The sequence below is a fragment of the Pseudomonas sp. S35 genome, assembly GCF_009866765.1.
Taxonomy (GTDB): Bacteria; Pseudomonadota; Gammaproteobacteria; order Pseudomonadales; family Pseudomonadaceae; genus Aquipseudomonas.
Genome location: NZ_CP019431.1, coordinates 1,009,483 through 1,034,862, shown reverse-complemented (window position 1 = coordinate 1,034,862; position 25,380 = coordinate 1,009,483). Strand labels below are relative to the sequence as shown.

The window sequence follows — 25,380 nt, the reverse complement described above, 5'->3', positions numbered from 1 at the left end:
ACATGGGCCAGCAAAAATCCGACGATGGAGCGCTGCAACAGACTGCCTTTCGGCCACTGCAACAGGATGCCTTTCAGCAACTGCAACAGGCTGCCTCACTAAAAGGCCTTTTAAAGCCTTTTAAAGGTAAGGGGGAGCTGACCCAATTTGCCGCGCTATGCCGAGATCAGGAGTCGGGTTTAAAAGCCCTTGCTCAGGGAGTACTGGAACAGGCCCGTCGGTATCCGTTCACCTTGGTGCCTGTTCGGCTCACCGAGCAAAACACTCAAGCCGGAACGCAATTTCTGAGATGGCAACAGGTTACAGATCGCCGAATGGGCGTTGGGGTTTGGGCGGACATGATGGGCTCCCCCAGAACACCGGAATCCATGCTGCAGGACCTGTACGCGATGGAGCTGCAGCGGATCACGTTAAACATGCAGATGAGCTTGGTCCACTCCATCGCCAAACAGGCCGCCGAATGTGCAGAAAAAATGGGCCAGGCGGAGGCCGTGTACATGGCTCGCTTGCAGCAGCTCACCAAACCAATGCAAAACCAATAACCTCGGAGAACACTCATGGGTACGCCAGTACAAGGCTGGGAAGGCAACATCGGCTCGACACCGGAGTTCAAAGAATTCCCCAACGGCAACAAAGATCCACGTCGACTCATGCGGATCAACGTCTACTTCGACAATTCGATTCCGGACGGTAAAGGCGGTTATGAAGACCGTGGCGGATTCTGGGCAAACGTCGAATGGTGGCACAAGGACGCGGAACACTATTCGCAGCTGTTTCAGAAAGGCATGCGCGTGATCGTTTCCGGCCGCGCCGTTATGGACCGCTGGGAGAACGACCAGGGCGAATTCGAAGCCCTGAAAATTCAGGCCAGCCGTATTGGCATGCTGCCACACCGTTTGACCATGGTGAATCTTGCGCCCTCACAGAGCCAGAACTCGCAACAGTCCAACGGACCAAAATCGCAGCCGCAGCCGGCACCAGGTCCTGATGAATATCCAGAATCTGATCCTCCGAACTTCTGAAAACCAGGGGCTTAATTTTCGGCCCCATTCGTGAGGCTGCCGGTGGTGGGGGATACGGCTCATCGTTACCCTCACCCAGTTTGGAAACTCGCTTCGAAGTCGGAGTTACCGATGTGCAAAAACTTTAGAGATCCAACCGGGTACGTTGTCATTGCTGCAGAGCATCCGGTTTTAGGCCGTGTTTTCTGGGCGTACTTCGATGAAAGCGAGGTGAATGCCCCCGACTACTACGGACTTACTCTAGATTTGAACAGTGCATCTTGGGCACCAAGTGGTTGGCGAACGGGCGAGCACCAAATGGGTAGGCGCAGTGAGACTGATCTTGATACCTGGCAAGCACGCCGATTTCGCGACAAACTGTTCGACGCGGCCCGCCTCGATACTGAGTACAGCGTCGATTTCGACGATGATGGATATATGACAGAACAGCTCTTCGGTGGTCTGGAGCAACTACGTGTTCTGAGCGGGCAAACCACTGAGGCCTTTATCGATTGGATTTGGAGTGCCGCATGGTCGGACGAACAAGCTCCCGAGCTGGAAGAACAACAAGTAGATTGAAGTGAAAAAAATCGCTCTAATCGTGATCCTTCAGGTTTAAATAACCTACAAATCGTAAATATTAAGCACTGAAAGTAAATTCTTTCAGTACTATCGCAATAAAACAGTTCGCAATACTACTGCCTCATTGATCAGCTCTTCGAGGACCGCCTCCGATGGCGTCAACCCACCCCGTATTAAAGCCAGCAGATAGGCGGCAATTCAATAACCCCCACGCTGCTGTGCAAATAGCCGGTGCGGAGGCCGCCCGAAAAGGGCTACGGGTGTATGACTGCCCTTACCATCACCCCGCCATGCGCGCGTCGTGGCTAAAGGGCTTAGCCCAGGAACAGCAGCTATCGCTTGACCTCTAGCAGCTGAAAGCCCTTTCTTGCTCATTGAGCATTTCCCATTGAAGCCCTACCGCCCTGACGCGACAGTCCCACTCTGGATAATTGAGAGGGCACCCCATGAAGCTATTAATCATCGAGGCACCAGGTAAGCTGAAAAAGCTCCAGCCAATGATGAAGAAGCTGCGCCCAGGCGAAGACTGGCAGGTGGTTGCCAGTGGTGGGCACATCCGGGACCTACCGGCCCGAGGGCAGGACGACAACATGATAACCACCGGCGTACGAAAAAATTACACGCCGGTGTATGAGATCCTGGATAAAAGCACCAAGGCCGTGCGGAACATCAAGGCGGCATCGAAACAAGCCAGCGAAATCTACCTTGCAACAGACCCGGATCGTGAAGGGGAAAGCATCAGCTGGCATATCCAACAGGTGCTGGGCATCAAGGACTACCAACGCATCACCTTCAACGAAATCACTCTGAAGCGTGTTGAAGAAGCCCTGGCCAATCCGCGCAAAATTGACCTGAACAGGGTCGCCTCACAAGAGTGCCGGCGTGTACTGGACCGTCTGGTGGGTTACCTGGTGACACAGGAGCTTCGCCGCCTCATGGGCAAACCAACTTCAGCGGGACGAGTCCAATCACCGGCTGTATACCTGGTGGTGTTGCGCGAGCGCGAGATTCGCACCTTCCGCGTTATCAATCACTTTGGCGTGCGGCTCAACTTCCAGGGACCAATGGGGGACTGGTACGCAGACTGGCAACCCGTGCCTGACTTCGCGACCAAGGATTTCCCCTACGTCCAGGACGGGAATCTGGCGCAGCTCGTTGTCGGCACACGCAATGTCGTTGTCGAATCCTGTGACGACCGCAAGGCCGAACGCAACCCTCCTGCCCCCTTCATCTCTTCCACACTTCAGCAAGCGGCGAGCAACGCCTTGAAATGGGACCCGGATAAGACCATGCAGGTCGCCCAGCGGTTGTACGAGCAAGGCGTCATCACCTACCACCGGACGGACAACCCCAACGTTCCAGACGAAGCCATGGAGGATATTAGAACCGTGGCCAGATCTATCGGGGTGGAGGCTGTCGACGTGCGACGTACATTTAAGTCCGCCGAAGGTGCTCAGGAAGGCCACCCCGCAATTACACCGACGCATTGGGCTGATGCCAAGGCTGGTGAAAACGACGAGGAGCTCGCCCTGTACAAGTTGATATGGGTCCGGGCTCTTGCCAGCCAGCTTGAAGCTGCAGTGTTCGATGTGCGTACCGTAAAACTGCTCGCGGTTGGCCCAAATGGTAAGCCGCTGCGATTCAATGCAACAGGTGAAACCCTCTTCCATCCTGGGTGGCGAAAACTGCTGAAAGGCGATGACACTGACGATGAGGAAGATGCAACAGCCAGCAACCCAGTGCCTGCACTCTCACCTAAACAGATTCTCGCTGTGCACAACGGAGAACTGCTGCAGAAGGAAACCCAACCGCCTTCGCGCTACACGAAGGCCAGTTTGATCAAGGAAATGGAGCGCCGCGGTATTGGCCGTCCCAGTACGTTCGCCTCGATCTTGAAGAACATCACCAGCAAAGGCCTGATCGAGGAAAAAAGCCGCAAACTAGTACCGGCCCCACTTGGTGAGGAAACAATCGCCAAGCTGGAAGGTTTCTTCAGTTTCGTGGAGCTCGATTTTACGCGGGAGCTGGAGCGCGATTTGGACAAAATCGCCCAGGGCCAAGACACCTATGGAGCTGTAGTTGCGCGTCTGCATAGGCGACTGGAAGAGGAACTGTCCCAGCAGCGTGGAATGCCGAGTGTGCCCATGGCGTCCGCTCCACGCCCAGACGCTGCAAGTGGCGATTTCAACTGTCCCAAATGCAATCAACCCCTCGCAAGGCGACAGAAGAAAGGGGACGGTGGATATGACTTTTGGGGGTGTACAGGCTTCAAATCGAATGGATGCAGGGTGAGTTTTCCAAACTTAAATGGCAAACCAGATCTCAATAAACCCAGAGGGGTGTGACTTCAGCCATTCCCGATATAAATCACCGTCAACGCCGTTACGCATTAACCCTGGAAGCCCTCCCGCCCTATACCTGACATTCCTCTGCGAAATCGCAGAGGAGGTCATGGGTGAGCGTACAGAAGAGACAATCGGTGTTGGGACTGCGCATCTTAGCGCCGAAGCTCCAGAAGTTCTCAGACCGGCAAATTGAAGTTGCCCAGACCTGGGCTTTGCATTTTAACGTACCGCCCTACCAACTGACGTCATTCATCGATACCTATCTGGGTTCAACCGCACACACGCGGTGCTGGTGCGTCACCCTGCCTTCAACAAGTAATCAAACACGACCAGTTTTGGCCAGAATCGGCGACCACCTCCAGTACTTCGATGGTTATCAGGTGAAGGCCTGCAAAATCACCAGCAAGGACCGCGTCCACAAGAAAAAACCCACCGTATTGGTGGCCCAGCAGCTGCTGCTCAGGTTTGAAAAACGTTGGTATGCAGACGTTCTGCTGACCTCCTTCAGCAAGTCGGCTGGAGAAAGGGCGCAAGCCCTATCGATTGAAGATCTAGGAGGCTTTAATCGCAGAGGCTACGATTCGACGGTGAGCAACAATCGGTATTTCTCTCCTCGAAACCGGTTTTACCTGAAGCAGATTGGCAGCACGCTGAAGCAGTTTTGCCGGTGCCTGGAACAGGAATTACTGTTCGCCATCCGTTCAGCGCAATGCCCCTCCCCCAAGCTCTATAACTGGCTGGCTCAAGGCGACCGCAAACGCCGCATGCAGGCCCTGAAAGCCCAACCGGTACTGATTCCACTTCTGGTACTAGTTGATCAATGGCCGTGGCCGTGGGATGAGCAGCAGCAGGTATACATGACCTGCCCGTGGGACGACCTTCAAGAATGCCGCCCAAACTGGAGCGGGGATGGCTCTTTGATCATCGCGCAAGAGTGCCTGATCGGTCGCATTGCAGATGCAGGCCTTCCGCTTACCGACACGCTGGCGTGGCTGCTACAGACGCCGCGTACTGCAGTGCGCTACTTAGGGCAACAACGGGTATTCGATACCGGCAGTGCATTGACCCGTATCAATCGTGAGGGGCCTGAACGGCCCTGGCATCGACTGCTGCTAGGAGCTTCACTGGGCAATCGACGTCCCCTTAAAAAAGCACACTGGATCACATTCTTCGCCTTGTTGGATAAAATTCCGTATCAACTGCGGGAGCAAACGCAGGACTGGAACAGGCTGCTGTCGGGGTGTCCAACTGATTGGTCGGATCCCAGTTGGTCCAAAATCGCCGACGACTTGCGAGACCTGAACGAGCTCTTCAACAACATAGATGAGAGCTACGGACCTGATGCCTGTGAAGCACTGCAAAAACTCAAAAGCTTCATTGGTACTGCCACCTATCACCAGATCGCCAGCTTGGTGGATGGCTTTCACCTCGCAATGATGGACATACGTGAAGCTCTTGATGCCGCAGATCCCCAAACCAAAACAGACTCTTTAACACCCTGGAGGACGCTGCTTAACTCAAACGACACACTTCTCGTAAGCCCGAATGGGCTGCAAATTGTCGAGCTGAAATGCCCAGCCGATCTTTATGCGGAACATCGAGCACTGGGGCATTGCATTGATGGTTACGACTACAGCGCTTATCGGGGCAACTGCCGTCTTATGTCGGTTCGCGAAAACGGGAAATCGTTGGCCTCTGCCGAAATCCAAATGGATGAGAGCGCATGGGGCGAAACGCTAGCAAAATTGACTCCCAAACACCTGGTGACGATACAACTGAGAGGCCATAAAAATCGTACACCTAAGTCTGGATCCAGGGTTGACCGGGCCTATCAATGGTTTTGGGCAAAGATCAAATCGGGTGAACTCGCCATCAACCTGGAATGGCCAGACCAGACGCTATCCATGTCTCGCTATACAAATCGAAACCGGAAAAAAATGCATGCTCAAGCGTGCGCGAAATGGATCAACCTGCGCCTGAGCAAAACATGAGCCGTCCGCGCCTCATGAATCGCCGGCAGGACCTAGTCGAAAAGGTCATTTTTGACGGCTATGACTTCGGCATTTTGTTGCAGTACGTCGACGGAGCCAATCGGCTGTTTCTCGAACGTGATGGTTTCTACATCCGACGTGCCGAGCATCCCCAGCATCGCTATTGGCGCTTGCCTAAAGGCAAGTTGCTGGATGACCTGGATGTGCTCTTTCACCGTTTAATCGAGTTGTGCGAGAACCGCTTCAACGAAAGCTGGGAGACGTTTTCACATAAAATCACAGCCGCACAGAAAGTCCCAGATCGGCAGGCATTCACTTGGGGGCTGACCTTTCGAATCGCTCCGCTGGTTCAAGGGGGGATCCTACTATCGGGTGACTACCACCCAGGCTTAGTGGCAGTTGCTCGGCGTATGCACGGCGTGTTCCTCGGGCACTCCAAATCATGGCGCATCGATGCCGGTGCGGAGTTGGTGCGAAGCAACCTGATTCTTGAACTTGGTGTGTCAGAGGATCAGTTCGAGATCCTGGACACCATGCAGGAACTGCTGACTGATGGATCCATTGTTCCTGCTGATGAAATCACGCGTATCAGTCTTGGAGGACCTCCCCAAGAACGTTCAGCACAAGCGACTGATGACAGCACCTCAACCGATGTGTATCTCGCGGCCGTGCCCTCCATCGAGCGCACCGAGTTCACCACCGAGCAAATCAATCAGGCCTTGGCTGGATATTCTTTACTGGACCATCAACCGGCGGGCATTCGGCACCTGTTACAGCGAACCAGCGCCTTACTCGCGGATGATATGGGGCTTGGCAAAACACGCCAGGCAATCATTGCAGCTGCTGTCAGAGCCTCTGATAGACCTATCTTGGTCATCACCTTGTCGACGTTGATCATCAACTGGCAACGCGAGATCCAGATGGTGTATCCCAACGCCACAATCGGTCAGCAGGTCTATGATCCATCTTCTCAGTGGATTATCACCAACTACGAACGCCTGGGCGATTTTGTCCTGCATGCAGGCCAATTTGAGGTAATGATCATCGATGAAGCTCACCGCCTGAAAGAGCCTACCGCTGCGTGGACACGTCATGGCTTCGATATTGCTGCCAAGGTGCCGAATCGATACCTGCTGACGGGTACCCCGGTACTCAATCGAGAATCAGAACTTCATACGCTGCTGCGCCTGTCCGGTCATCCTGTCGGAAAGCTGCCCCTTAAAGAGTTCTGCGAACAGTTCGCTGGCAGTCCGGATTTTCGCAAGAATCTTCGCGATGCGATTGGCGATTGGATGCTGCGTCGACGCAAGGATGTTTTACCAGGACTTAAAGGCAAACAGCGGCAAACGTTACCCGTTGAACTCACCATTGAAGAACGCAAGCAATACGATCAGATTCGCCTAGAAGATAGACCTAGCCTCGCCAGGCTGGGATCACTGCGTCAATTACTTGAGCAGGTGAAGGTTCGCGTCGTTATGGATCTGCTGTGCGAACTGGACGCGGAGGACAAAGTTATCTTGTTCTGTGAGTTCAAGGACACGGTAGGAACATTGCGCTCTCGGTGTGAGCAAGCAGAGTACGGGTGCGTTACGGTTGTCGGCAGTGACTCGGTAGGCAAGCGGCAGAAAGCGATCGACAAATTCCAAAGCGATCCTGACACCCGTGTATTTGCCGCTACGACATCTGCTGCTGGCACCGGCAACAACCTCACCGCCGCCAACTACGTCATGTTTTTGGGGCTGCCATGGACACCAGGATTGCAAGACCAGGCAGAGGACAGAGCCTATCGAAACGGTCAGTTGCGCATGGTCGTGGTGAAAATCCCGCTTGTGGAAAACACCATCGACCAGATGCTCTGGCAAATGCTGCTCGATAAGCGTCAGTTAACTCAGGATTTGATTGAACCGGACCTTGCTACAGCTAACAGGGCGGAGCTTTCGGCACATCTGTAATTGCTATATGATGGCACACCTACCGAATCGCAGTCCTGACTTCATTGAAGAGGCTATTAGGTCTATAATGGCAGCTAAGAAAGGCGTCAAGAGGAAGGAACCTATCCTCAAGAAAATTTCGCATACGGATATCATTCCTCAAAAAAAAGGTAATGGTCAGCTGCGAATCGAATACCTGATCAATGAGGCCACTGGTGAGGTTGTCACTTACAGCATGGCCTACATCAATGACTCAATCTGCTCCGTGGATAATGGCCGAGTCATCGGATTTGACAATGCACATGGCGAGCATCATAAACATGTCATGGGCCAATATATCCCCGTCGAGTTTGAGTCTTTTGCAAAAACCATGAAGCTGTTCGAAGACCAATGGCACCAACATCTGGCCAAGAGGAAAAGCAAATGAAGAAAATCATCAGGCACGAATCCCAAACGGATTTTTTCGCCCGTATGAATTCGCTTGCTCACCAGCTTGACCGTGGCGAGTCAGTAGACGCTTGCGAAAGTATCAGCTTTGAAGATGCTGATGAGATGAAAACGTACCAATCAGAACAGCATCGCCAGAAGGTGAAGGCATCTTTAAGCGTAATTCAGGGTGGCGGTGGAGAAAAACAGAAAACCAAGGGTGCGCTCAAGCTGGATTCGAAAGACTTTAAATTTCGTTCACTCGAGTTTCTTGACGCCTCTGTTTTTGAGCGCGTTGCTATGCAGGTATTAAAAGATTATACATTTGCATCAGCTCGCTTGAGAGGCGGCTTAATCGTTAAAGTCTCGCGTGTCGAGGCTGAAAAGACTCAGCCTAAATCACGACAGAAGTGAGTTTCCTCCTTATCAAGCCCACTCAAATGAGTGGGCTTTTTGTTACTTTAGATCGCTGGCAAAAATTACTGATGTGCTATCAGAATCAACATCAATAAATCCTCCCAAGCCGAATAATCTATTTACTGCTGCATCCTAGCTAGCTGCCTGCCACCGTGCCCTCCATCATCAAAGGGGGCCTCTCGGCACATGATCAGGCACGTCACCACGCTCTCGCTGCTCGCGTTAATCGCAAGTTGCACGACCCAAACGGCACAGACACCCAAGCCCGCTTTCGACAGCAGTCGCAATCCGGACATGTTGGCTCCAGACCTCTACCCTAGCGGCGCCGTTCCTGAAAAAGAACCGGTAGTGCGCTATGGCCGCTACACCCTGGTCAGTACCTTGCCAGATTCCGGCCAACGTGACCTGATGGCCCAGATTATCGACATCAGCATCCCTGCCAACATGCACCCAAATGTGCACGATGCAATGCAATACGTGGTGGATCGATCAGGTTATACGCTTTGCTCGGCAGACACTGGGCACGTCAACATCCTTTACACCCGGCCACTGCCAGCAGCTCAGTACAAACTCGGCCCAATGACACTGCGCAACACCCTACAAGTGCTCGCGGGTCCGGCCTGGCAGGTGAAGGTCGACGAGGTCAATCGCCAGGTTTGCTACGTGCTACGCCCTGGTTATCAGCTCCCTGACTCTTCACGGCCTGCATCGACGCATGTTGCTCAACTCAATGCGCACTCCACAGCTCAAACCGTTGCCGCAACCACAGTCAGCAATGATTCAGCCGGCCAAGTAGTAATCGCCGCTGTACCGCAAACAACGCCATTCACAAAGAACACGACGGTCTCTACATCTATAACCAATACATCCTCCCCCAAACCGATGTCCTCTCCTGCTGTGATGCCCAAGGAGGGCGCAACGAAAGAAACGCCTGCGTTGCCGGCGCCCAGTTCTGCCTCGAGCAAGTCCAGCAGTTCGAGTACCAAGTCCGCTGCAGCGGCGACTCCCGCGACTCCAGCCATCGCTGCACCCATTACGGTTACTCCAGCTATTGCAGCCACCGCCGCGGCCAAGCCGCTGGCCCAGATATGGACGGCTTCAACTGGATCATCACTTCGTCAAACCGTAGAAGGCTGGGCTGAAAAAGCGCGCTGGCGACTGATCTGGCAGACCGATGATCTTGATTACCCAATTGACGCACCACTTCGATTCGAGGGCAGCTTCGAAGAGGCCATAAGAGAAATTTTCCCGCTTTATGACTCGGCCCCACGGTCCTTTGTGGTCGACGGCAGTTCATCACAGATGCTGATTTACATTGCAGAGAGGAAAAAATGATGACTGCGCGTCTCTGGATCCGAGGCACAGCAATATCGCTCATTGTGGCTCTAGTGTGTTCCTGCTCTGTTCAGCGAGTGAATGAGTCAGCCAGTCGCGCAGAAAATGATGCGGCGACCGCCTCGCAATACAGCCGGTTTCTGAGAAATCAGCAGCAAGAGCCCGCGCGCGCTACGGTGGTGTTCAGCGACAAACCCTGGGTCTCAAAACAACCGATGGTTACCAAGCGTGGGTTACCGCTGACCATGGATTGCGACATCACCTATCGCCCTGCTTATAACGTTGGAATCGCAGAGATTGCGCGTTACATCACCAGCGAGTGCGGCGTTCCCGTCATCGTAGCGCCTGATGCCATCGATCCAAGCGTCCTTACCAGTGCAACACAAGGGAACCCAGGCCCAACCGCTCCCCCGAGTATGAATCAACCCGACAACCTGTCCAACTTCATGCCTGCTGGTGTTATTGCCAACGTGCCGGGCAATGCACGCTCCATGAATATGGTCGGACAAATTGCTCCCAGCACATTCCCTATCAAGTACAGCGGCAAGCTGTCAGGACTGCTTAATCAATCGACCGCTCAGTTAGGCTTAGCGTGGAGCTATTCCTCCGACGACCGCAGCGTGCATATCACTTACTTCGACACCAAGACGTTCGATGTTTGGGCGTTTGGCGATGACCAGGTCATTGAAAGCACGGTGAAGTCGGGCTTGCTGACCTCATCTGGCAGTGGGAGCTCAGGTGGTGGTGGAGGATCTTCGTCATCAGGTGCGTCGGGTGAGTCCGGCAGTAACCAAAGCACCACTGTCTCAATCAAAACATCACTGATCGGGGATATCGAAAAGAACGTCAAGGCAATGCTGAGCCAGCAACCACCAGGTCGGATGTTCCTTTCTCGATCCACTGGCACCTTGACGGTGAGTGATCGTCCAGAGGTTCTTTCCAACGTTTCGAAATACTTGAACTCGATCAACCGCAGCATCACGCGCCAGGTTCTGTTCAATGTCAAAGTCTTTGAGGTGACCCTCTCTGACAAGGATCAAACAGGCCTGGATTGGTCGGCGGTTTACACCAATCTGAGCAGCAAGTGGGGCTTTTCCCTAAAAAATGCCACCACGGGAGTTAGCACCAATGCGGTCTCGAGCTCGTTCAATGTTTTAGATACTTCAAACTCTCCCTGGGCTGGTTCCAATCTGATTATTAAAGCCCTTTCCGAACAGTACCGCGTCTCAAATGTCCGGTCGCCCTCGGTCACAACTTTGAATTTACAGCCTGCTCCTATCCAGGTCGGGAACGTGCAAAGCTATATTGCATCGAGTTCCACAACCACAACCGCCTCCGTCGGATCGTCCACATCACTGACTCCCGCGACTATCACCAGCGGGTTCAACATGATGTTGCTACCTCGAATTATCGACCAGGACAACCTGCTGCTGATGATCACTTTGAGCATGAGCAGCAGACCCACCTTCACCCCCTTCACCAGCAACGGCTCCAGCGTTCAGACAGTCGATTACGACACCAGGAACCTCTCTCCCAAAGTTCGACTACGCAGCGGTCAAACACTGGTGTTGACCGGTTTCGAGGAGAACAGCGAAAACGCAACCAAGTCAGGTGTAGGTGACCCAGGGTTCTTCGGTTTAGGTGGCAGTCGAATTCGCAGCACAGACCATAACGTGCTGGTCGTGCTGATTACACCTGTTGTCGATAACGACTCCGCAAGCCCTAGCACCCTGAATTTACCGGCTGCCAATGATCCATGGGGTTCTTGCCCTAGCCCAGTACTGCATTGCGCAGGTTTTAAGGGGTAAGCCATGGTTTCGGAAGTGTCTAAAAGCCCGCGCTCTGCTCGCGTCCAGGTACTGCAGCACAGAGGAAAATCGTTTGTCACTGGTCTGCGCTGGCATCCGTTGGGCAGCGTCACCGGTCACATGAAAGAAGCGCGTCAATATGGGCGTGAACACCAGCTAGACATTGTAGCTATTCGTAGAACGCCGGCGATCATTCAGGCAGGTTTTGTAGCGCACAGTGACAGCGTCACCAAGGGCATGTATTCGCTTGCAGCGACCCTGGCTGGACAGTTGGGTGATTCGTGGATTGCGGCCTGGCAGACGGCCCCGGATCTTGACCAGTACGCTTTGGTTGCAGTGTACCAAGGTGGTGTGATTTCAGGCTGTGACATGATCGGTACAGGCGCCGAAGTGCGGCGCAGGGTCGTGCAACAACGCAGTCGCGGCATTCAATTCAGCCATGAGTACCTCCCTCCAGAGTTTGAGATGGGCGGGCATCCTCTGGACGTCGAGGATCTGCTCCAGCCCGAGAAACTCAAACGTGAATATCGACTTCGACCGCTCGTATTTGGGCTCTCCAAGACCGAGCTGGTGCAGCTCTCGATTCTTGCAGCGCTGATCGCAGTCGGCGTCATTGGCTGGGCGCAATGGCAGAGCCATCAGGAGCAAATAGCCAAGGAGGCAGCGTTCCAGGCTGAACAACAACGTCTAGCCGAGTTGGCCAGGCTGCAAAAAGAATCGGGTGTGGAGCAACCTCCCCAAGCGCTTGAACATCCCTGGGCCAAACGTCCCTCTGTTAAAGATTTCTTAGGTGGTTGTAGCAGCGGTATTTATCAATCGCCACTATCCATTAAGGGATGGATGTTCACGAGTGCCGTGTGCGATGGCGCACAGGTCCTGTCCTCTTACACACGCTCGGGCAATAGCACGGCCGACGAACTGATACAGGCCACTCAAGGCCACTATTCTGATAGGCCGGCGTTCTTTGACGAGGGTAATTCGGCCACGTTGAAGCTCGACATTTCCTTACCTGCCGCTGGTGATGAACCGCTTGAAGAAGCGATCGTAATGCTGGCAAACCTATCGTCTTGGCTGCATAGCTTCATGCAGACCCCCACCCTGAAAGAGATGCCGGTTGTTGTGCCCGTTAAACCAGCCATTCCTGGTCAGCCTGCACCACCGCCGCCGCCACCTCCTCAATGGAAGCTATTCGAACTGCGTTACACCTCCGGGCTTACCCCACTGGACTCTTTATCCGGTGCGCCCAGTCAAGGCCTACGCCTGCGTGAAATCAAAACCCAATATCAGGCTGGCCACCTTGTCTGGTCAGTAATAGGTGACCTCTATGCGAAATAAGACGTTGCGCTTGTGGTGTTCAATCCTTGCCTTCGGAGCCCCCATTTGTTGGGCGAGCGAAAACACGCCATCCGGGGTAAACGTCGGCGAGTTGGCCATCATTCAAAGCCAGACGATTCTGTTGAACGCAAAGGCCGAGAAGGCCAAAGCCGAAAGATCCATCAACGGCGAAGACCAAACTGCGACGGCGCAGCCTTCGCCAATGATTTTTTCTCAAGGCTACCTCACGCCTCCGACTTCTGCCTCGGCCCGCAGCGCTGACTCACAGCCTGAGTTGCCTGTTGTAAAAGCCGTCTTCGGCTCAGCAAAGCGTCTACGCGCCACCCTTCTCTACAGCGGTGGGGTTGAGATTGACGCTGATACCTCCTCCAGGGAATTGCCTGGGGGTTACCGAGTGGCAATCCTCACCTTCGACAACGTGACGCTTGAGCGAAGCGGTAAGCGCTATCCCCTCGGTTTTTCCAATACTCCTCCAGTCGTCCCAGGCAACGCCAATAACCCCGCAGTCAGCAACACCGCGTCGGCCCCTGTGCTGCCTGGCTTAATCCCTGGCCAACGCTGAGAGACCAATGCTATGACGATCCCGACCGAAAATCCCCAGGCAACGGAAGTAGGCTCCGACGAGCCTGCTGTGGAAATTCTGATTTCGCACAAAAAGTTGCTGACCGCTACTGGAGGACCGTTTGAACTGAAACCCGAGTTGCGTCAACTGTGTGCGCTGACCAGCGATGGGATTCTGTTTGTGTCTGCCCAACATCAAACGGATGCCTATGTCATGGCATTCGAGGATCAGTTGGAACACGAAAATCATCCTTTCGAAGTCAAGGTCTGCTCCATGAGCACGATCAAGGCTCTGTATCAAGCGAATGAGGATGTAAATGGTAAAATCCTGTCCACCGATACAAAACGCCAAGCCCAGGTAGTACAACTGCTGGGAGAGGCCCACCGGCGCAATGCGAGCGACGTTCATTTTGTCGTTGGCCACGACATCACTCGAGTTTTTTTTCGCATACACGGACTTTTGTGGGAGGCAGAGCAGCATCAGAGCCAGGTGGGCATGGAGCTCTGCTCATCCCTCTACAACAGCATGTGCGATGTAGCTAAGGACCACTATCAGCCGCAGGTGAGCCAGGACGCCAGGGTGAAACGAGCCTATGTCGAACAGCTTGGTCTGTTCGGCGCCCGGGTTGCCACCCGGCCGCTGGTTGACGGCCCCCTGATGGTTCTACGTCTGCTGTACGACGACAAAACCAAAATGACATTTGAGGAGCTCGGTTTTCTTCCCCAGCAGATCGAGGCATTCAGCCGCATCCGTAGTTTGCCTTATGGGGTGAACCTGATTACTGGCCCCACAGGTTCCGGGAAGTCCAAGTCCCAACAAGTCAACCTCAACCTGCTGCATGAAGAATGTGGTGGCACCAAACACATTTTGACCATGGAAGATCCGCCTGAATATCCAATCATGGCCAACCAGTCGCCACTGGGTCCTGGTGAAACCTGGAACGCAGGTATCACCAACACCATGCGGCTGGACCCCGACATTCTGATGTACGGGGAAATCCGGGATCTTGAATCAGCCCAAGCGGCGTTCCGTGGCGGAATGACCGGTCACTTGGTACTTTCGACACTGCACACCAACAATGCCGTAGCCGGCCTGCAGCGTCTGATCGACATGGGGGTGGATCGCTACCTGGTCACTGACCCGGCCTTGATGACCAGCGTCGTGAATCAGTCTTTGCTGCCTGAGCTATGCCACCACTGCCGCATACCTGCATCTGCAAATCTGGACCAGCTCAGCGCTTCACTGACGCAGCGCTTGCAAGACCTACAGGCCATCGAGCTGATTTACCTGAAAGGCCCGGGGTGCCCACACTGCAAAGGTTTAGGCGTCGGTGGCCGCACCGCAGTTGCTGAAACACTCCTTACCGACCTCAAATTTATGCAGGTTTTCAATAAGCACGGTGCGAGTGCAGCACGTCGCCACTGGGTCAAGGAAATGGGCGGCATTACCAAAACTGCCCACACCATAATGAAACTCAAGCAAGGCCTGGTAGATCCGCGCCACGCGGAAATGATGGTAGGCCCACTGGACTTTGATCGACAAACCTTGGAGCTCTCTCATGATGAGTGACTTCAGGGGGATGCTGAATCGTTGGGCAGAAGTCTTCTATGCCAAGCAGTTCGGCAAAAACGAGCGAATCCAATTCTACGAGAGCCTCATGGGAATCCTTGAGGATGGTGTGTCACTTGAGGACGCGCTGCACACGGTCGCCAGAGCGTTCAGCGATAACGGTCAGAAATTGCACCCCGTATCTCTAGCCTGCAGAGACATCGCGCAATCGGTAAAAGACGGAAAATCCCTTAGCATTTCCTGCGAAGGCTGGGTTCCCTACGACGAGAACTCACTGATCGCCTCCGGTGAAGACACGGGCAACCTGGTGCAGGCTTGTCGTGACTGCGTGAGGATCATTGAAGTACGCCAACGGATCAGCAAACTCGTGGCCTCGGCCACCGTGTTCCCATCCGTTGTGTGGAGCGTCATGGCGGCTCTGCTGTATGTGATCGCCGTGTGGATGGTGCCCTCCATGACACGTCGGTCTAACCCCGAAGCCTGGACGGGTGTACCGGCGTTTCTGTACGCCCTATCAAATTTCGTGACCCACTACGGTCTGGTGACCTTGATCGCGGTCGTCGTCTTCATCTTCGTATCGATCATCACCCTACCGGTGTTTTGCGGGCTTCAGATCACGGCGGCCAGCCCGTCATGGAAGCTGCAGTTGAACAAGTTGCTCCAGGTCTTGAGAGTCCGAGCAGAGCGCCTTCCCCCTTGGTCGGTCTACAAGGCACTTCACGGCTCCATCTTTTTGCTCAACATGGCCGTGATGTTGCGCTCCGGCATCAACCAGCTCGATGCACTCACCTCTCTTCAGCGCAATGCTTCGCCCTGGCTAAAGGAGCGGCTGACGGCCATTCATTACGGCGTCAGCGCTGGCAAAAACTTCGGTACTGCGCTGAAGCTCGCGGGTCATCAATTTCCAGACCCCATGGCCATGCATTTTCTTGAAGTACTTGCCATACGCAAAGGCTTCGCAGAGTCGATGGAACGGTTTTCCAACCGCTGGCTGGAGCAAACCCTCCAGCGCGTCGAAGCCATCGCTAAATCGCTCATCGGTGTGTCCTCCATGGCCATGGGGATCATGATGATTCTGGTGGTGATCGGGATCTTCCAGCTGGCCGGCACTGTGACTGAAACGCTTTAACCCAAACTCAAATGAGGTACTGAAAATGCCAAAAAATATTCGCCAAAACCAAAGAGGTTTCCTTTCCCTGGACGGAATGTTCTGGCTGATGCTGATTGCGGTGGCGCTCGGCTTCATCGTCTTTATGGGGTACAGAACGTTCGGCAGCTCGGACGTCACCATCGAACAGAGCAACCTCGGTACGTTGCTCAGCAATACCAAAAGACTGAAAAGTACTACGGGTTACGCCACTGCCGGCACCAACCTGGCGCCCTCCTTAATCAACCTCGAAGCTACCGGCGGCATGAGCATCAACGGCAATGCCCTGTCCAACCGCTGGAACGGTGCTGTGACCGTAGTGAGCAACGGCATGACCTTTACGATCACCGAATCCAACCTCCCGAAAAATGCCTGTATCACCCTCGCCTCAAATATGGCCAAGGACAAACAGACGACGACGGCAATCAACGGTGGTACTGCCATTGCTGGAGAAATCACTGCAGTGGCAGCGGCTACAAGTTGCTCATCGGACGCCAATACCATTGCCTGGACTTCGTATTAAGGAGCCCTGTGTGAGCGTGATCTCCGATGCTGAATTCGTCGACCTGTACCTAGGCGAGGGATTTGCCGATGCCAAAGGTCTTCCTGGGCATGCGCGAAGAGTTGAAGCACCAGTCGAATGGCGTGCGGACCTCGAGCGCTTGCGGCTGCAGTGTCAGGAAAAGCACGCTGCTACTCAGGATCCTGAATTCGCTTTGATTGAAGATGGCGTAGTCCTACGCGTAACCCAACTACTGGATTTGAACGGTAAACCAGTATTCGTCCTGAGCAAGTCATCGGTTCAGATCCGACCATTGGACATGCTAGGCCTGCCAGATTATCTGCAGGATGCATTGATGAGCGACTCTGTACGCGGCCTGATCTTCATCTGCGGAGAAATGGGCACAGGAAAGACTTCAAGCGCGGCCTCCCTTGTAAAGGCTCGCCTTGAGGCCTGGGGTGGAATTTGTGTGGCTGTAGAGGATCCCCCAGAACCCTATCTGAATGGTCGACACGGTGAAGGGCGCTGTATTCAAGTTCCAGTTTCTCGCCGTATGGGAGGCTACGAGGAGGCGTTGATATTGGCGCTGCGCACGAGAGCTGACTTGCTGTTTGTCGGGGAAATTCGCGACAGCTCGACCGCGGCTCAAGTCATCCAGGCATCAATAAATGGTCATCTCATTATTTGTACAGGCCATGCTGGCAGCGTCACTCAAGGCATTGAAAGAATCTCGGCCTTGGCCCAGCCCTTGCTGAATAACGCCCGAGAGTTGCTTTCCAAAGGCCTAGTAGCGGTCATTCACCAGTCTCTGTCTATGGGGACTGATGGGAGCCGTCGACTTACGTTGCAGAGTCTGCTTTTCACTGACCCTGACGGACCGGGCATTCGAGAAAAAGTCCATGCAGGGAAGATCACCCTACTCGAACAAGACATCGCTCACCAATCCTCTAGGAGCCTCTGGAATGACCAGTAAAAACAAACAGCGGGGGTTCTTGAGCCTGGATATGGCAATCGGATTGATCGTCTTTTCCGTCGTCGTCACCTTGGCGACAATATGGCAAATCAGGCAAATGGACGGTCAGGATTACCGCATTGCCGCAGATCAACAGAGAACCATCTCTGAAGCAGTGGCAAAATACATGAAGGACAATTTCAATGCCTTATTGAACAACGCTACAGCGACCGTACCAGCGCAAATTACCGTTCCGATGCTGATCAACACCAGCTATCTTCCTGCAGGTTTTAGCTCCACCAATACCTTCGGGCAGACCATTCTCGGCCTGGCCCGGAAGCCTAATCCCAACCAACTGGAGGTGATCGTCGTCACCACAGGTGGGCAAACAATCCCAGAAATGGGCATTCGTGTCATCGCTGAAAATCTAGGCGGACCTGGTGGTTTCATTTCTTCAACCAACCCTAACATCGTTCAGGGTGTACGCGGGGGCTGGCAGGTAGCGCTAAGTAATTACTCTATCAACCCTGGTCCAGGTCATACCGCCAGCGCATTGTTCCTGATGGATGGCCAACTCGCCAATGACTACCTATATCGCAACGCGGTGCCGGGACATCCCGAGCTCAACACCATGAACACCGACCTCAGTTTAGGCGGCCACAATATCAACAATGCGGCTGCAATTACGGCTACCGGCAATGTGACCACAGGCGCTGACGTCAATGCTCGAAATGTGACAGCGACGAACACTGTATCCGCAGCAACTGCGAACGTCACTGGCGAGACCTACACAGGGGGCTGGTTCAGAACTCGAGGTGATACTGGCTGGTACAGCGAGAAATGGGGTGGAGGCATCTACCAGTCCGATTCTGACTGGGTGCGTGTCTATAACAACAAAGGGCTCTCTACAGGTGGGACAGTTGCTGCTGGACAGGTCACCTCGACCGGCACCATTAGTGCCAACGGCCGTCTCTCGACCAATGAATTTCTATCGATCGGTGGCCAAGCGACAGAGGGAGCAGCGTGCAATGACAACAGGCTCATGGCAAAAAATGCGGCGGGCATACCACTTTCGTGCCAATCCGGGGTGTGGACTATCACCGGGGCAAAATTCAAAAACTACATCTCCGGCGCCTGCCAGGGTTACGGCGGATGGAATCCAAACGTTTGTGCTATTGCTGACTCAACTTGGACTATATGTACTCTCTCTGGTGCTGCGGCCGTTGGTCAAGACGAGTCCGGTCAAGTGTATCGGGACGGAGCTGGGAACTGGTTTCTTTACGCGGTCAGAGCTGGTTGGGCTGGGGTATTTTATTGGCAGTGCCTAAAATAGTGTTTGCACGAATACTTTTGCGTTTTGTTTGTTGATATTCATTCATATGCGTTGAGATCTGGTCGTAAAACCAATTTTCCTATGCTGCTGACAGGTACTTGCTTGATGGACCACCTTGAGAATGGCACTGAATATAATGATCATCAGCTGCAAGCATGGCTAAATTCTAGAAGCCGGATTTGCTCAAGCGCATTATGGGCTCCGGCCCTTAAGGGCTTAGAAGCCTTCGAGGTAGGAGATCACACCTATCGCCTTACCCCATTAGGATCAGGACGATATAGAGTTATATGCGTAAAAACCTCTGATATTATTTCAGCAGCCCACAAAGTAAGAAAGACCACTTCCTTTGCAGATCGACACCCTTTGAAACTTACAGCAATAATTATAACTACCTGCATTATATTATATTACTCTTTACTTTTAGCTCGGCAAATACGAGCTTAGCTTTCGAACTCTGAGGGCCTGACTATTGTCGTCAGCCGACTATAGTCCGAAGCAGCAAAATCTGTTGTAGCCCGACCTCGTATTTTCCCAAGACGATCTGGTTGAGCTTCGGTGACAATTACGTCTGACACTCTTGAGGCTCAGTCATGTCGCTAAATTGGGCAGTTCTCACAATCCTGCTGATCGCTGTGGGTTTGTTCAATCAACAGCAAAAGCAATCCGAACAAATCACAGACTATGCGACCCTCGACTCTCTGAGTCGCAATTTGCTCGTCTATAGATCCGCAGCAGCTGAGTATGCGAAGGCAAACGCCGGGTATACAGGGACGCCGGCTGATGAAGCACTCAACCTGCCAGCATGGTTTTCAAAACCTCCAGGGGTTATGACCTACATATCTGCGGGACAAAGCTATACCTACTTTGCGGGTACGGCACCTCCAGGATTACCTGCAGCTTTGGTGGAGCGAACCCAGTCGATCACAGTAGGAGTGAACCGAGCAGGAGTGTTGATTTCGCCCAGGTCGGGAAAAACAGACATCATTCTCCCCAACGTCATTCCTGAAGGCGCAGCCGTGGCAGTCAACTGACTTGATTAGCGTCTTTGTATCCGGTGCGAGGTTGCATATACCTCGGGCTCTCAACATAATGAACGCGACAAAGTTTCCACCCCGCTGGCTACTGGCGGTCATCAGTAGCGCCCGGTGATGCGGCGTGCCTCATCATCAACCCTAAAGCACGCATAGCTCCGGGAAGGGCGTGCGGACCTGATTCAAGGCTCTCCCTGTGTCTCCCTGTCCAAGCCAGACACGCAGCCGTCTAACTCGTGAATTGCGAGTTCATAGGCACATAGGGCTTTGTTGAGGTTCGAAGCACCGTAGTCTAAGGGCCACACTGGTGTTGTGGCCCATACTTTTTAAAGCTCACACAATGGGTAGCCTGATCGTCTTGCAAAGGATGATCAGGCTACCCATTGGTAGCCGCTTTTCCCTGCCGGTGGCCCGCCGGCGAAACGCAGGGCTCCTTTTGTGCGCGGATGCGTGCCTTATGTTTGCTGGCCTCAGCCACGATAATCGGCCAGGTGTAGGAAGTGAGATGTTTAGATCACAGCCCAGGGATCGATGACTTCTCAATCTCTCACAGGTGGTATTTTTTTCTGAAAGACGTGTCTTAACTACAACCGAGGGTGACTGTTGACCCAGCTACTCTCGGTAGTTTCTCCTGTTCAGTTAAATCTGCTTTTGCCTTCCCCCGAATTTCCCCTCCCGCTTGACACATCACTTCCCCCCTTCGATGATATGAGCGTGTTTTGCTGACGTTGTCAGCATCATGCCCAGGCAGTCAGGATCTTGAAGACTGCGATACGATTTTCGTGTCTGATCCGCCCAAGACCGCTGAGCTTCTGGTAGCGCGGTCGGTCGGCAACTGTCGATAGAAGCACCTTAAGCAACTCACCTCGCGGGGAATCACTTCCCCAACAGGGCCAGTGTGTTCTCCGCACTTAACCTGCAGGAGAATCACCATGTCCAAACTCGCTTACAGCTTGGGTTTCGCGATCGGCACTGTCACGCGTAGTTTCCTGCGCGCCATGAGAAAACCTAGCGCTGCGCCTACCGCTATCCATGCCAAAGCAGGTCCATTGCTTCCTCCACCTTGCGTACCCGATCGCCTGGTGCGTGAAATGGATCACCTGCCAGCATTAGCTCGTAAAGGTGTTGATCTGAACCATTGGTACGCGGCAAATACACGAGTGGTCGAAAAACCCGCTCGCCGGTCTCGTAAGAAACCCATTGCGCGATCACTGACATCTGCAACTTGCTAAGCCGCTTATCCTCTCCCCGTAGGAAGCCTTCCCGTTGGGAAGGCTTCATTGGAGTTTTTACGGGAGGGGCTTGACAAGCGGCATTCGTATTTTCATGATCTGCACATGTATCGCTGACGTTGTCAGCAACATGCCCAAGTAGTCTGGATCCGAGAGACTACGATGCGGTTTACCGCATTGATCCATTCCCAAGATCGCCATAGCTTCCGGCAGCGCGGTCAGTCGACTAAGTCGATGGAAGCACCTTCCCCCACCCATGACGGGCCTACCCCGTCAGGGCAGGCCTCTCAATTTTTTGGAGGTCTGATGAAAACCGAACTGGCTCTCTACCAAGCGCTGATCTCGATCAACGTATCGGAACAGAAAGCTAATGCTGTCATTGAGGCTTTGGAGACCGACATGCTCACGCTACTCGCCACTAAAGCTGATATCACTGCTATTCGTGCTGAAATCGCTCAGCTCGAAGTAAGACTCACCATTCGCATGGGTGTCATGTTGTCAGCCACCACTGGTGTGCTGATTGCTGCCATGAAACTCTTGCACTAAGCAAACTCCTTAGCTCTACCACCCTCGCGGGGAATACTTTCCCCCAAGGGCGAAGTGTTTCTCCGCTTTCTGTTATTTCGAAATTGGAGAATCATCATGAGCACTACTCAAACCAACGAAGCCAAATTCTTCGACCTTCACACCACTGGTATCGGTTACCTCAACCGTATCCGTGAAGTGAAACCTCGCGGCAAAGGTAAGCCATTCATGGCTGTCACCGTTGCGGCGCTGCGCGGTTCTACAGATGAAGCCGAGTACTCCTACATCGACTGCAACATTGTCGGCGCCGAAGCTGAAAAGCTGATTCGTCGCAGCCAAGCGGCCGTTGAAGCAGGAAAGAAGGTCCTTGTGAGCTTCCGTATCGGCGATATCTGGACCGATGCTTTTACCTATGAGAAAGGCGATAAAAAGGGTCAACCTGGAGCAAGCCTCAAAGGACGACTTTTGTTTATCGGCTGGATCAAGGTAGACGGGCAAACCGTTTATGAAGCCAAGCCTCGTGAAGTTGAAACAGTTGCTGAACAAGGCGAAGCACAATCTGAAGCACCACTCGAAAGCGAAGAAGCAATCGAGCCAGTTGCGGAGGAACAACCGGAGCCAACGCCTGCTAAACGGCAGCGTAAGGCATCTTGATTCACTCTGTTGCAAGGCACCCTTCGGGTGCCTTTCATCATCCGAAGGGAACACCGCCCTTCTGGGTACGGTGATTCTCATACATTGGAGACTCACCATGATGAACACGTTATTTACACAAGCTCTTGACATACGCGTTGCTTATGCAAAAGCAGTGATCTTTGAAAATAAGATTGATCAGATTATCTATGTGATCGAGGCTCATATCCTAGGCGCCGACGCATACCGCGCCGGCCTGCCCAACGTACCCGAGTTGTTCAAGACCGTTCCCTCGCTCAATCGAGCTTGGGATAAGGGAGTACACGCGGCCATTAATGGCAGAGTTTGTTCACGCTTGACTGAAGAAGAAGGGTTCCTGATAGCAGAAGAAGTGCAGCTACTCGCGCTTGGGCCTGACGAGGAGTGTCGAATGCTGCCTGACGGCAGTTCAGATCAAGTCTTGTTGGACGTGAGACTTGACCGAAATGAATCGTCACCTGGCGTTTTCTCCCTCGACTTCCGAGTCCAAGAGATACACATTTCTTGCCCATGTGACGACGAGTACTGACAGGATACAAAGCCTAAATCACCGTCTTAATACCCTATACACACCCAACGGGAAACCACCTCCCGTATGGGCCAGGTGGTTTTCACACCTGGAGTCGACCATGAAAAAACTTTCTCACCTAGTATCGCCTGATTTGCTCAAGCTACCGGTCGTGTTGACCCCTAGGGCCTGGCAAGAAGCGGTACATATTGAAAACCAACAGGATGCCTCTGTTATCAGTCAGCGACTGGGCGATGTTGTCCTGGAGGCCTACCGAGAGCTGCATTTGCAACCTGACAGCGACCTGATCCATTTCGGCCTCTATCGCCTGCTGCCTGACGGCAACAGCTCAGATCGAGTCTGGTTGGACTTGAAACTTGACCGAATTGAATCGCCACCTGGCGTTTTCTACCTCTACATCTCACTCAAAGAAGAAATGCACACTTCTTGCCCATAACCGCTTCGGCATTCACAGCACTCCCCCAAGCCCGACATTTGTCGGGCTTTTTTCATTCATAGCAGTGTGGAGCTGCACATGATCAACATCCCAGGCCAACTGGCCATCCGTACCATCAGCGGCCGTAACGGCGACTTCAACGTAGGACGACTTTCAACTTCAATCGGTGAGTTCGTCATCAAAGACGCGCTCCTCGATCAGTACAATGAGGGTAAATACCGAGGCGATTTCCTGATCACAGAAATTCGCCCTTCGTACTACTCGACATCGGGTCGGCTAGTCGTCGAGATTCGTGCAAAACTCGAAAGCATGAGCTTGGACGATGTGGATAAGTTGACAGCGGAAGACGCTGCCACGCTCTCTGCGAGTGAGCCCGACCCCATTGATGAAGAGACCTCTTCAGCGCCGCCAAGGCCTCTCCAACAACGTAAAAAGCTGGCGTCGCCCAAGGGAGCAAACGGCGCTGTCGAACCATCTGCAGCAGAGAATGCCCCCTTTGGAATGCCTCTGCCGAACATGACCAGCAGCGCAGAACAAGATGCGGACCTGTTCGGCACAATCTGGCCTCTGGGCGATACCGTCAAGCTTGACACCACCGTTGATCGTCACCGCTTACGTCAGCAATGCACTCGCTTGGGCGAGCTCGGCTACGTGCTGGATTTCAAACTACAAGTCTGGACGATCTCCAATTTCTGATTGTTCCAACACCCACCCTTGAGGGGCTCCCTCATGGGCGCTCCTTCGCATTTACGGAGCACTATATGAACCCAATTTTCAGCAACCTGACCGCTGCAGTTCTGAACAATATCGACGATCAACTTGCCAACAACGAAGTATCGACGGATGAGGAACTGTGGGATTTCTTCATAGAAGAGCTCGACATGACGGCTGAACAAGCTGATGCCGCCGTGGCACTCCGCTCCCAGTACCTGGGAAAAATCTTTCTGACTAAGCACAGCCCTCTGTTTCATAACGACACGGTTTCGTTCGACCCGAACGATAAAACGTTCAAATCGGACGTAGAGCTGTTTCCCAAGCAATAACACTCACTGATAACACCCCCGAGGGGCTCACCGCCCCTCCGGGCGGGTTCCCTCTTCATAATGGAGGTTCCCATGCCCAGCCCTACCCCGCTCTTCCCAATCGAGGAGTGCAATGACCTATTCGTCGACGCTTGCGCGTGTGACGAGCAACGCAACTTGGTGTTTCTCTCTGCATGGGGCCGTGACACGGCACTGCAGGAGTTCATGGCCAGGCTGACCCTCGGCGCTGCCGAGGATGGTCTGAGTCAGTTTCACCTTGTTGTGGACGGTCGAAGTCTCCCCGTCTTTCCCAACATCGATCTGCTGGAAAAACGCACCACGCGTCAAATGCGCGGGACTTTGTTCGGCAGCTTGATTCACCTCTGGTTGTTCGACCGACGCTGCGTGCAGCCGGATCGAGCCAACCACTTCGCCTACGCCCTTCTTGAGAACGGGCAGTCACCTCATCAAAGGCTTTGGCCGTTGATCCAGGACACCTGCCCTTTACCACTGCTGCCACATTGGCAGAAGCCGGTGATGGACTGGCTCACCCAACACGACATGTTGCAGCTCTTGCCCGGAACATCCGGCGCTGTCGCGGCATGGCGTTTGTCGTTGCAACTCGACGTCCTCGAACCTGCTTTAGGCGATCTCATTCGCCAAGGGCAACTCTCAACCCACGCTCAGTTTTGAGCCT

Annotated in this window: 27 protein-coding genes; all 27 read left to right on the top strand. The window is 53.5% G+C overall.

All coding sequences use genetic code 11. The features are described from left to right. The first annotated feature begins 2 nt into the window (after positions 1-2). The 27 genes from PspS35_RS04575 (at position 3) to PspS35_RS04445 (ending at position 25,376) form a co-directional block, all read left to right on the top strand. A complete protein-coding gene (locus PspS35_RS04575; protein WP_033897280.1) occupies positions 3-542 on the top strand; it encodes a DUF3158 family protein in 540 nt (179 codons plus the stop codon). 15 nt (positions 543-557) lie between these two features. After that, the gene (locus tag PspS35_RS04570) at positions 558-1,022 is read left to right on the top strand and encodes a single-stranded DNA-binding protein (protein WP_159932940.1); all 465 of its coding nucleotides are present in this window, start codon (positions 558-560) and stop codon (positions 1,020-1,022) included. Positions 1,023-1,133: 111 nt separating this feature from the next. Then, positions 1,134-1,580, top strand: a complete 447-nt coding sequence (locus tag PspS35_RS04565; RefSeq protein WP_159932939.1) for a hypothetical protein — start codon at positions 1,134-1,136, stop codon at positions 1,578-1,580. Between the two features lie 155 nt (positions 1,581-1,735). Continuing rightward, positions 1,736-1,933, top strand: coding sequence for a CrpP family ICE-associated protein (locus PspS35_RS04560; protein ID WP_082461425.1), 198 nt, complete (start codon positions 1,736-1,738; stop codon positions 1,931-1,933). 96 nt (positions 1,934-2,029) lie between these two features. Beyond that, positions 2,030-3,928 carry a type I DNA topoisomerase gene (gene topA, locus PspS35_RS04555; RefSeq protein ID WP_159932938.1) on the top strand — a complete coding sequence of 633 codons (1,899 nt, stop codon included), beginning with the start codon at positions 2,030-2,032 and terminating at the stop codon, positions 3,926-3,928. Positions 3,929-4,038: 110 nt separating this feature from the next. Then, positions 4,039-5,919, top strand: a complete 1,881-nt coding sequence (locus PspS35_RS04550; RefSeq protein ID WP_159932937.1) for a hypothetical protein — start codon at positions 4,039-4,041, stop codon at positions 5,917-5,919. Continuing rightward, a complete protein-coding gene (locus tag PspS35_RS04545; RefSeq protein ID WP_174244784.1) occupies positions 5,916-7,871 on the top strand; it encodes a DEAD/DEAH box helicase in 1,956 nt (651 codons plus the stop codon). The genes PspS35_RS04550 and PspS35_RS04545 overlap by 4 nt, the downstream gene beginning before the upstream one ends. A 67-nt stretch (positions 7,872-7,938) precedes the next feature. Then, positions 7,939-8,277, top strand: coding sequence for a DUF6516 family protein (locus PspS35_RS04540; protein WP_051421953.1), 339 nt, complete (start codon positions 7,939-7,941; stop codon positions 8,275-8,277). Next, on the top strand, positions 8,274-8,690 hold the full coding sequence (locus PspS35_RS04535) for a hypothetical protein (protein ID WP_033897285.1): 417 nt from the start codon (positions 8,274-8,276) through the stop codon (positions 8,688-8,690). Before PspS35_RS04540 ends, PspS35_RS04535 begins: the two co-directional genes overlap by 4 nt. A gap of 189 nt (positions 8,691-8,879) precedes the next feature. Continuing rightward, positions 8,880-10,028 (top strand): TcpQ domain-containing protein, encoded by a 1,149-nt coding sequence (locus tag PspS35_RS04530; RefSeq protein ID WP_159932936.1) that lies wholly within the window; start codon positions 8,880-8,882, stop codon positions 10,026-10,028. After that, on the top strand, positions 10,028-11,836 hold the full coding sequence (locus PspS35_RS04525; RefSeq protein ID WP_159932935.1) for a PilN family type IVB pilus formation outer membrane protein: 1,809 nt from the start codon (positions 10,028-10,030) through the stop codon (positions 11,834-11,836). The genes PspS35_RS04530 and PspS35_RS04525 overlap by 1 nt, the downstream gene beginning before the upstream one ends. A 3-nt stretch (positions 11,837-11,839) precedes the next feature. Further along, on the top strand, positions 11,840-13,171 hold the full coding sequence (pilO2, locus tag PspS35_RS04520; RefSeq protein WP_033897288.1) for a type 4b pilus protein PilO2: 1,332 nt from the start codon (positions 11,840-11,842) through the stop codon (positions 13,169-13,171). After that, positions 13,161-13,733, top strand: a complete 573-nt coding sequence (gene pilP, locus PspS35_RS04515) for a type IV pilus biogenesis protein PilP (protein ID WP_033897289.1) — start codon at positions 13,161-13,163, stop codon at positions 13,731-13,733. Before pilO2 ends, pilP begins: the two co-directional genes overlap by 11 nt. 12 nt (positions 13,734-13,745) lie before the next feature. Beyond that, a complete protein-coding gene (locus tag PspS35_RS04510) occupies positions 13,746-15,302 on the top strand; it encodes an ATPase, T2SS/T4P/T4SS family (protein ID WP_159932934.1) in 1,557 nt (518 codons plus the stop codon). Then, positions 15,292-16,431 (top strand): type II secretion system F family protein, encoded by a 1,140-nt coding sequence (locus tag PspS35_RS04505; RefSeq protein WP_159932933.1) that lies wholly within the window; start codon positions 15,292-15,294, stop codon positions 16,429-16,431. The genes PspS35_RS04510 and PspS35_RS04505 overlap by 11 nt, the downstream gene beginning before the upstream one ends. A 25-nt stretch (positions 16,432-16,456) precedes the next feature. Next, positions 16,457-16,972, top strand: a complete 516-nt coding sequence (locus PspS35_RS04500) for a type 4 pilus major pilin (protein ID WP_033897292.1) — start codon at positions 16,457-16,459, stop codon at positions 16,970-16,972. Positions 16,973-16,982: 10 nt separating this feature from the next. Beyond that, the gene (locus PspS35_RS04495; RefSeq protein ID WP_027606787.1) at positions 16,983-17,924 is read left to right on the top strand and encodes an ATPase, T2SS/T4P/T4SS family; all 942 of its coding nucleotides are present in this window, start codon (positions 16,983-16,985) and stop codon (positions 17,922-17,924) included. Further along, positions 17,914-19,236 carry a shufflon system plasmid conjugative transfer pilus tip adhesin PilV gene (gene pilV / locus PspS35_RS04490; protein WP_033897293.1) on the top strand — a complete coding sequence of 441 codons (1,323 nt, stop codon included), beginning with the start codon at positions 17,914-17,916 and terminating at the stop codon, positions 19,234-19,236. The genes PspS35_RS04495 and pilV overlap by 11 nt, the downstream gene beginning before the upstream one ends. Before the next feature lie 590 nt (positions 19,237-19,826). After that, complete coding sequence (pilM, locus tag PspS35_RS04485) at positions 19,827-20,267, top strand: type IV pilus biogenesis protein PilM (RefSeq protein ID WP_033897294.1); 441 nt, start codon at positions 19,827-19,829, stop codon at positions 20,265-20,267. 932 nt (positions 20,268-21,199) lie between these two features. Further along, positions 21,200-21,499 (top strand): hypothetical protein, encoded by a 300-nt coding sequence (locus tag PspS35_RS04480; RefSeq protein WP_082461427.1) that lies wholly within the window; start codon positions 21,200-21,202, stop codon positions 21,497-21,499. Positions 21,500-21,805: 306 nt separating this feature from the next. After that, complete coding sequence (locus PspS35_RS04475) at positions 21,806-22,045, top strand: hypothetical protein (RefSeq protein ID WP_033897295.1); 240 nt, start codon at positions 21,806-21,808, stop codon at positions 22,043-22,045. Positions 22,046-22,141: 96 nt separating this feature from the next. Beyond that, positions 22,142-22,678, top strand: coding sequence for an STY4534 family ICE replication protein (locus tag PspS35_RS04470; protein WP_074843790.1), 537 nt, complete (start codon positions 22,142-22,144; stop codon positions 22,676-22,678). Between the two features lie 97 nt (positions 22,679-22,775). Next, positions 22,776-23,225: a hypothetical protein gene (locus PspS35_RS04465; protein WP_159932932.1), complete on the top strand. Its 450-nt coding sequence runs from the start codon at positions 22,776-22,778 to the stop codon at positions 23,223-23,225. 100 nt (positions 23,226-23,325) lie between these two features. Further along, complete coding sequence (locus tag PspS35_RS04460) at positions 23,326-23,661, top strand: hypothetical protein (protein ID WP_033902860.1); 336 nt, start codon at positions 23,326-23,328, stop codon at positions 23,659-23,661. 78 nt (positions 23,662-23,739) lie between these two features. Further along, positions 23,740-24,357, top strand: coding sequence for a DUF3275 family protein (locus tag PspS35_RS04455; protein WP_033902861.1), 618 nt, complete (start codon positions 23,740-23,742; stop codon positions 24,355-24,357). 65 nt (positions 24,358-24,422) lie between these two features. Beyond that, positions 24,423-24,704, top strand: coding sequence for a hypothetical protein (locus tag PspS35_RS04450; RefSeq protein ID WP_159932931.1), 282 nt, complete (start codon positions 24,423-24,425; stop codon positions 24,702-24,704). Positions 24,705-24,776: 72 nt separating this feature from the next. After that, the gene (locus tag PspS35_RS04445) at positions 24,777-25,376 is read left to right on the top strand and encodes a hypothetical protein (protein WP_033902863.1); all 600 of its coding nucleotides are present in this window, start codon (positions 24,777-24,779) and stop codon (positions 25,374-25,376) included. Positions 25,377-25,380: the final 4 nt, after the last annotated feature.

Bases quoted from the DNA above. Each gene is read 5' to 3' on its own strand.
- PspS35_RS04530 (WP_159932936.1), top strand. From the start codon at position 8,880: ATGATCAGGCACGTCACCACGCTCTCGCTGCTCGCGTTAATCGCAAGT.
- pilM (WP_033897294.1), top strand. From the start codon at position 19,827: ATGTCGCTAAATTGGGCAGTTCTCACAATCCTGCTGATCGCTGTGGGT.
- PspS35_RS04450 (WP_159932931.1), top strand. From the start codon at position 24,423: ATGAACCCAATTTTCAGCAACCTGACCGCTGCAGTTCTGAACAATATC.
- pilV (WP_033897293.1), top strand. From the start codon at position 17,914: ATGACCAGTAAAAACAAACAGCGGGGGTTCTTGAGCCTGGATATGGCA.
- PspS35_RS04570 (WP_159932940.1), top strand. From the start codon at position 558: ATGGGTACGCCAGTACAAGGCTGGGAAGGCAACATCGGCTCGACACCG.
- PspS35_RS04535 (WP_033897285.1), top strand. From the start codon at position 8,274: ATGAAGAAAATCATCAGGCACGAATCCCAAACGGATTTTTTCGCCCGT.
- pilO2 (WP_033897288.1), top strand. From the start codon at position 11,840: ATGGTTTCGGAAGTGTCTAAAAGCCCGCGCTCTGCTCGCGTCCAGGTA.
- PspS35_RS04540 (WP_051421953.1), top strand. From the start codon at position 7,939: ATGGCAGCTAAGAAAGGCGTCAAGAGGAAGGAACCTATCCTCAAGAAA.
- pilP (WP_033897289.1), top strand. From the start codon at position 13,161: ATGCGAAATAAGACGTTGCGCTTGTGGTGTTCAATCCTTGCCTTCGGA.
- topA (WP_159932938.1), top strand. From the start codon at position 2,030: ATGAAGCTATTAATCATCGAGGCACCAGGTAAGCTGAAAAAGCTCCAG.
- PspS35_RS04460 (WP_033902860.1), top strand. From the start codon at position 23,326: ATGAAAAAACTTTCTCACCTAGTATCGCCTGATTTGCTCAAGCTACCG.
- PspS35_RS04465 (WP_159932932.1), top strand. From the start codon at position 22,776: ATGATGAACACGTTATTTACACAAGCTCTTGACATACGCGTTGCTTAT.
- PspS35_RS04455 (WP_033902861.1), top strand. From the start codon at position 23,740: ATGATCAACATCCCAGGCCAACTGGCCATCCGTACCATCAGCGGCCGT.
- PspS35_RS04560 (WP_082461425.1), top strand. From the start codon at position 1,736: ATGGCGTCAACCCACCCCGTATTAAAGCCAGCAGATAGGCGGCAATTC.
- PspS35_RS04510 (WP_159932934.1), top strand. From the start codon at position 13,746: ATGACGATCCCGACCGAAAATCCCCAGGCAACGGAAGTAGGCTCCGAC.
- PspS35_RS04525 (WP_159932935.1), top strand. From the start codon at position 10,028: ATGACTGCGCGTCTCTGGATCCGAGGCACAGCAATATCGCTCATTGTG.
- PspS35_RS04565 (WP_159932939.1), top strand. From the start codon at position 1,134: ATGTGCAAAAACTTTAGAGATCCAACCGGGTACGTTGTCATTGCTGCA.
- PspS35_RS04480 (WP_082461427.1), top strand. From the start codon at position 21,200: ATGTCCAAACTCGCTTACAGCTTGGGTTTCGCGATCGGCACTGTCACG.
- PspS35_RS04500 (WP_033897292.1), top strand. From the start codon at position 16,457: ATGCCAAAAAATATTCGCCAAAACCAAAGAGGTTTCCTTTCCCTGGAC.
- PspS35_RS04575 (WP_033897280.1), top strand. From the start codon at position 3: ATGGGCCAGCAAAAATCCGACGATGGAGCGCTGCAACAGACTGCCTTT.
- PspS35_RS04475 (WP_033897295.1), top strand. From the start codon at position 21,806: ATGAAAACCGAACTGGCTCTCTACCAAGCGCTGATCTCGATCAACGTA.
- PspS35_RS04445 (WP_033902863.1), top strand. From the start codon at position 24,777: ATGCCCAGCCCTACCCCGCTCTTCCCAATCGAGGAGTGCAATGACCTA.
- PspS35_RS04470 (WP_074843790.1), top strand. From the start codon at position 22,142: ATGAGCACTACTCAAACCAACGAAGCCAAATTCTTCGACCTTCACACC.
- PspS35_RS04505 (WP_159932933.1), top strand. From the start codon at position 15,292: ATGATGAGTGACTTCAGGGGGATGCTGAATCGTTGGGCAGAAGTCTTC.
- PspS35_RS04545 (WP_174244784.1), top strand. From the start codon at position 5,916: ATGAGCCGTCCGCGCCTCATGAATCGCCGGCAGGACCTAGTCGAAAAG.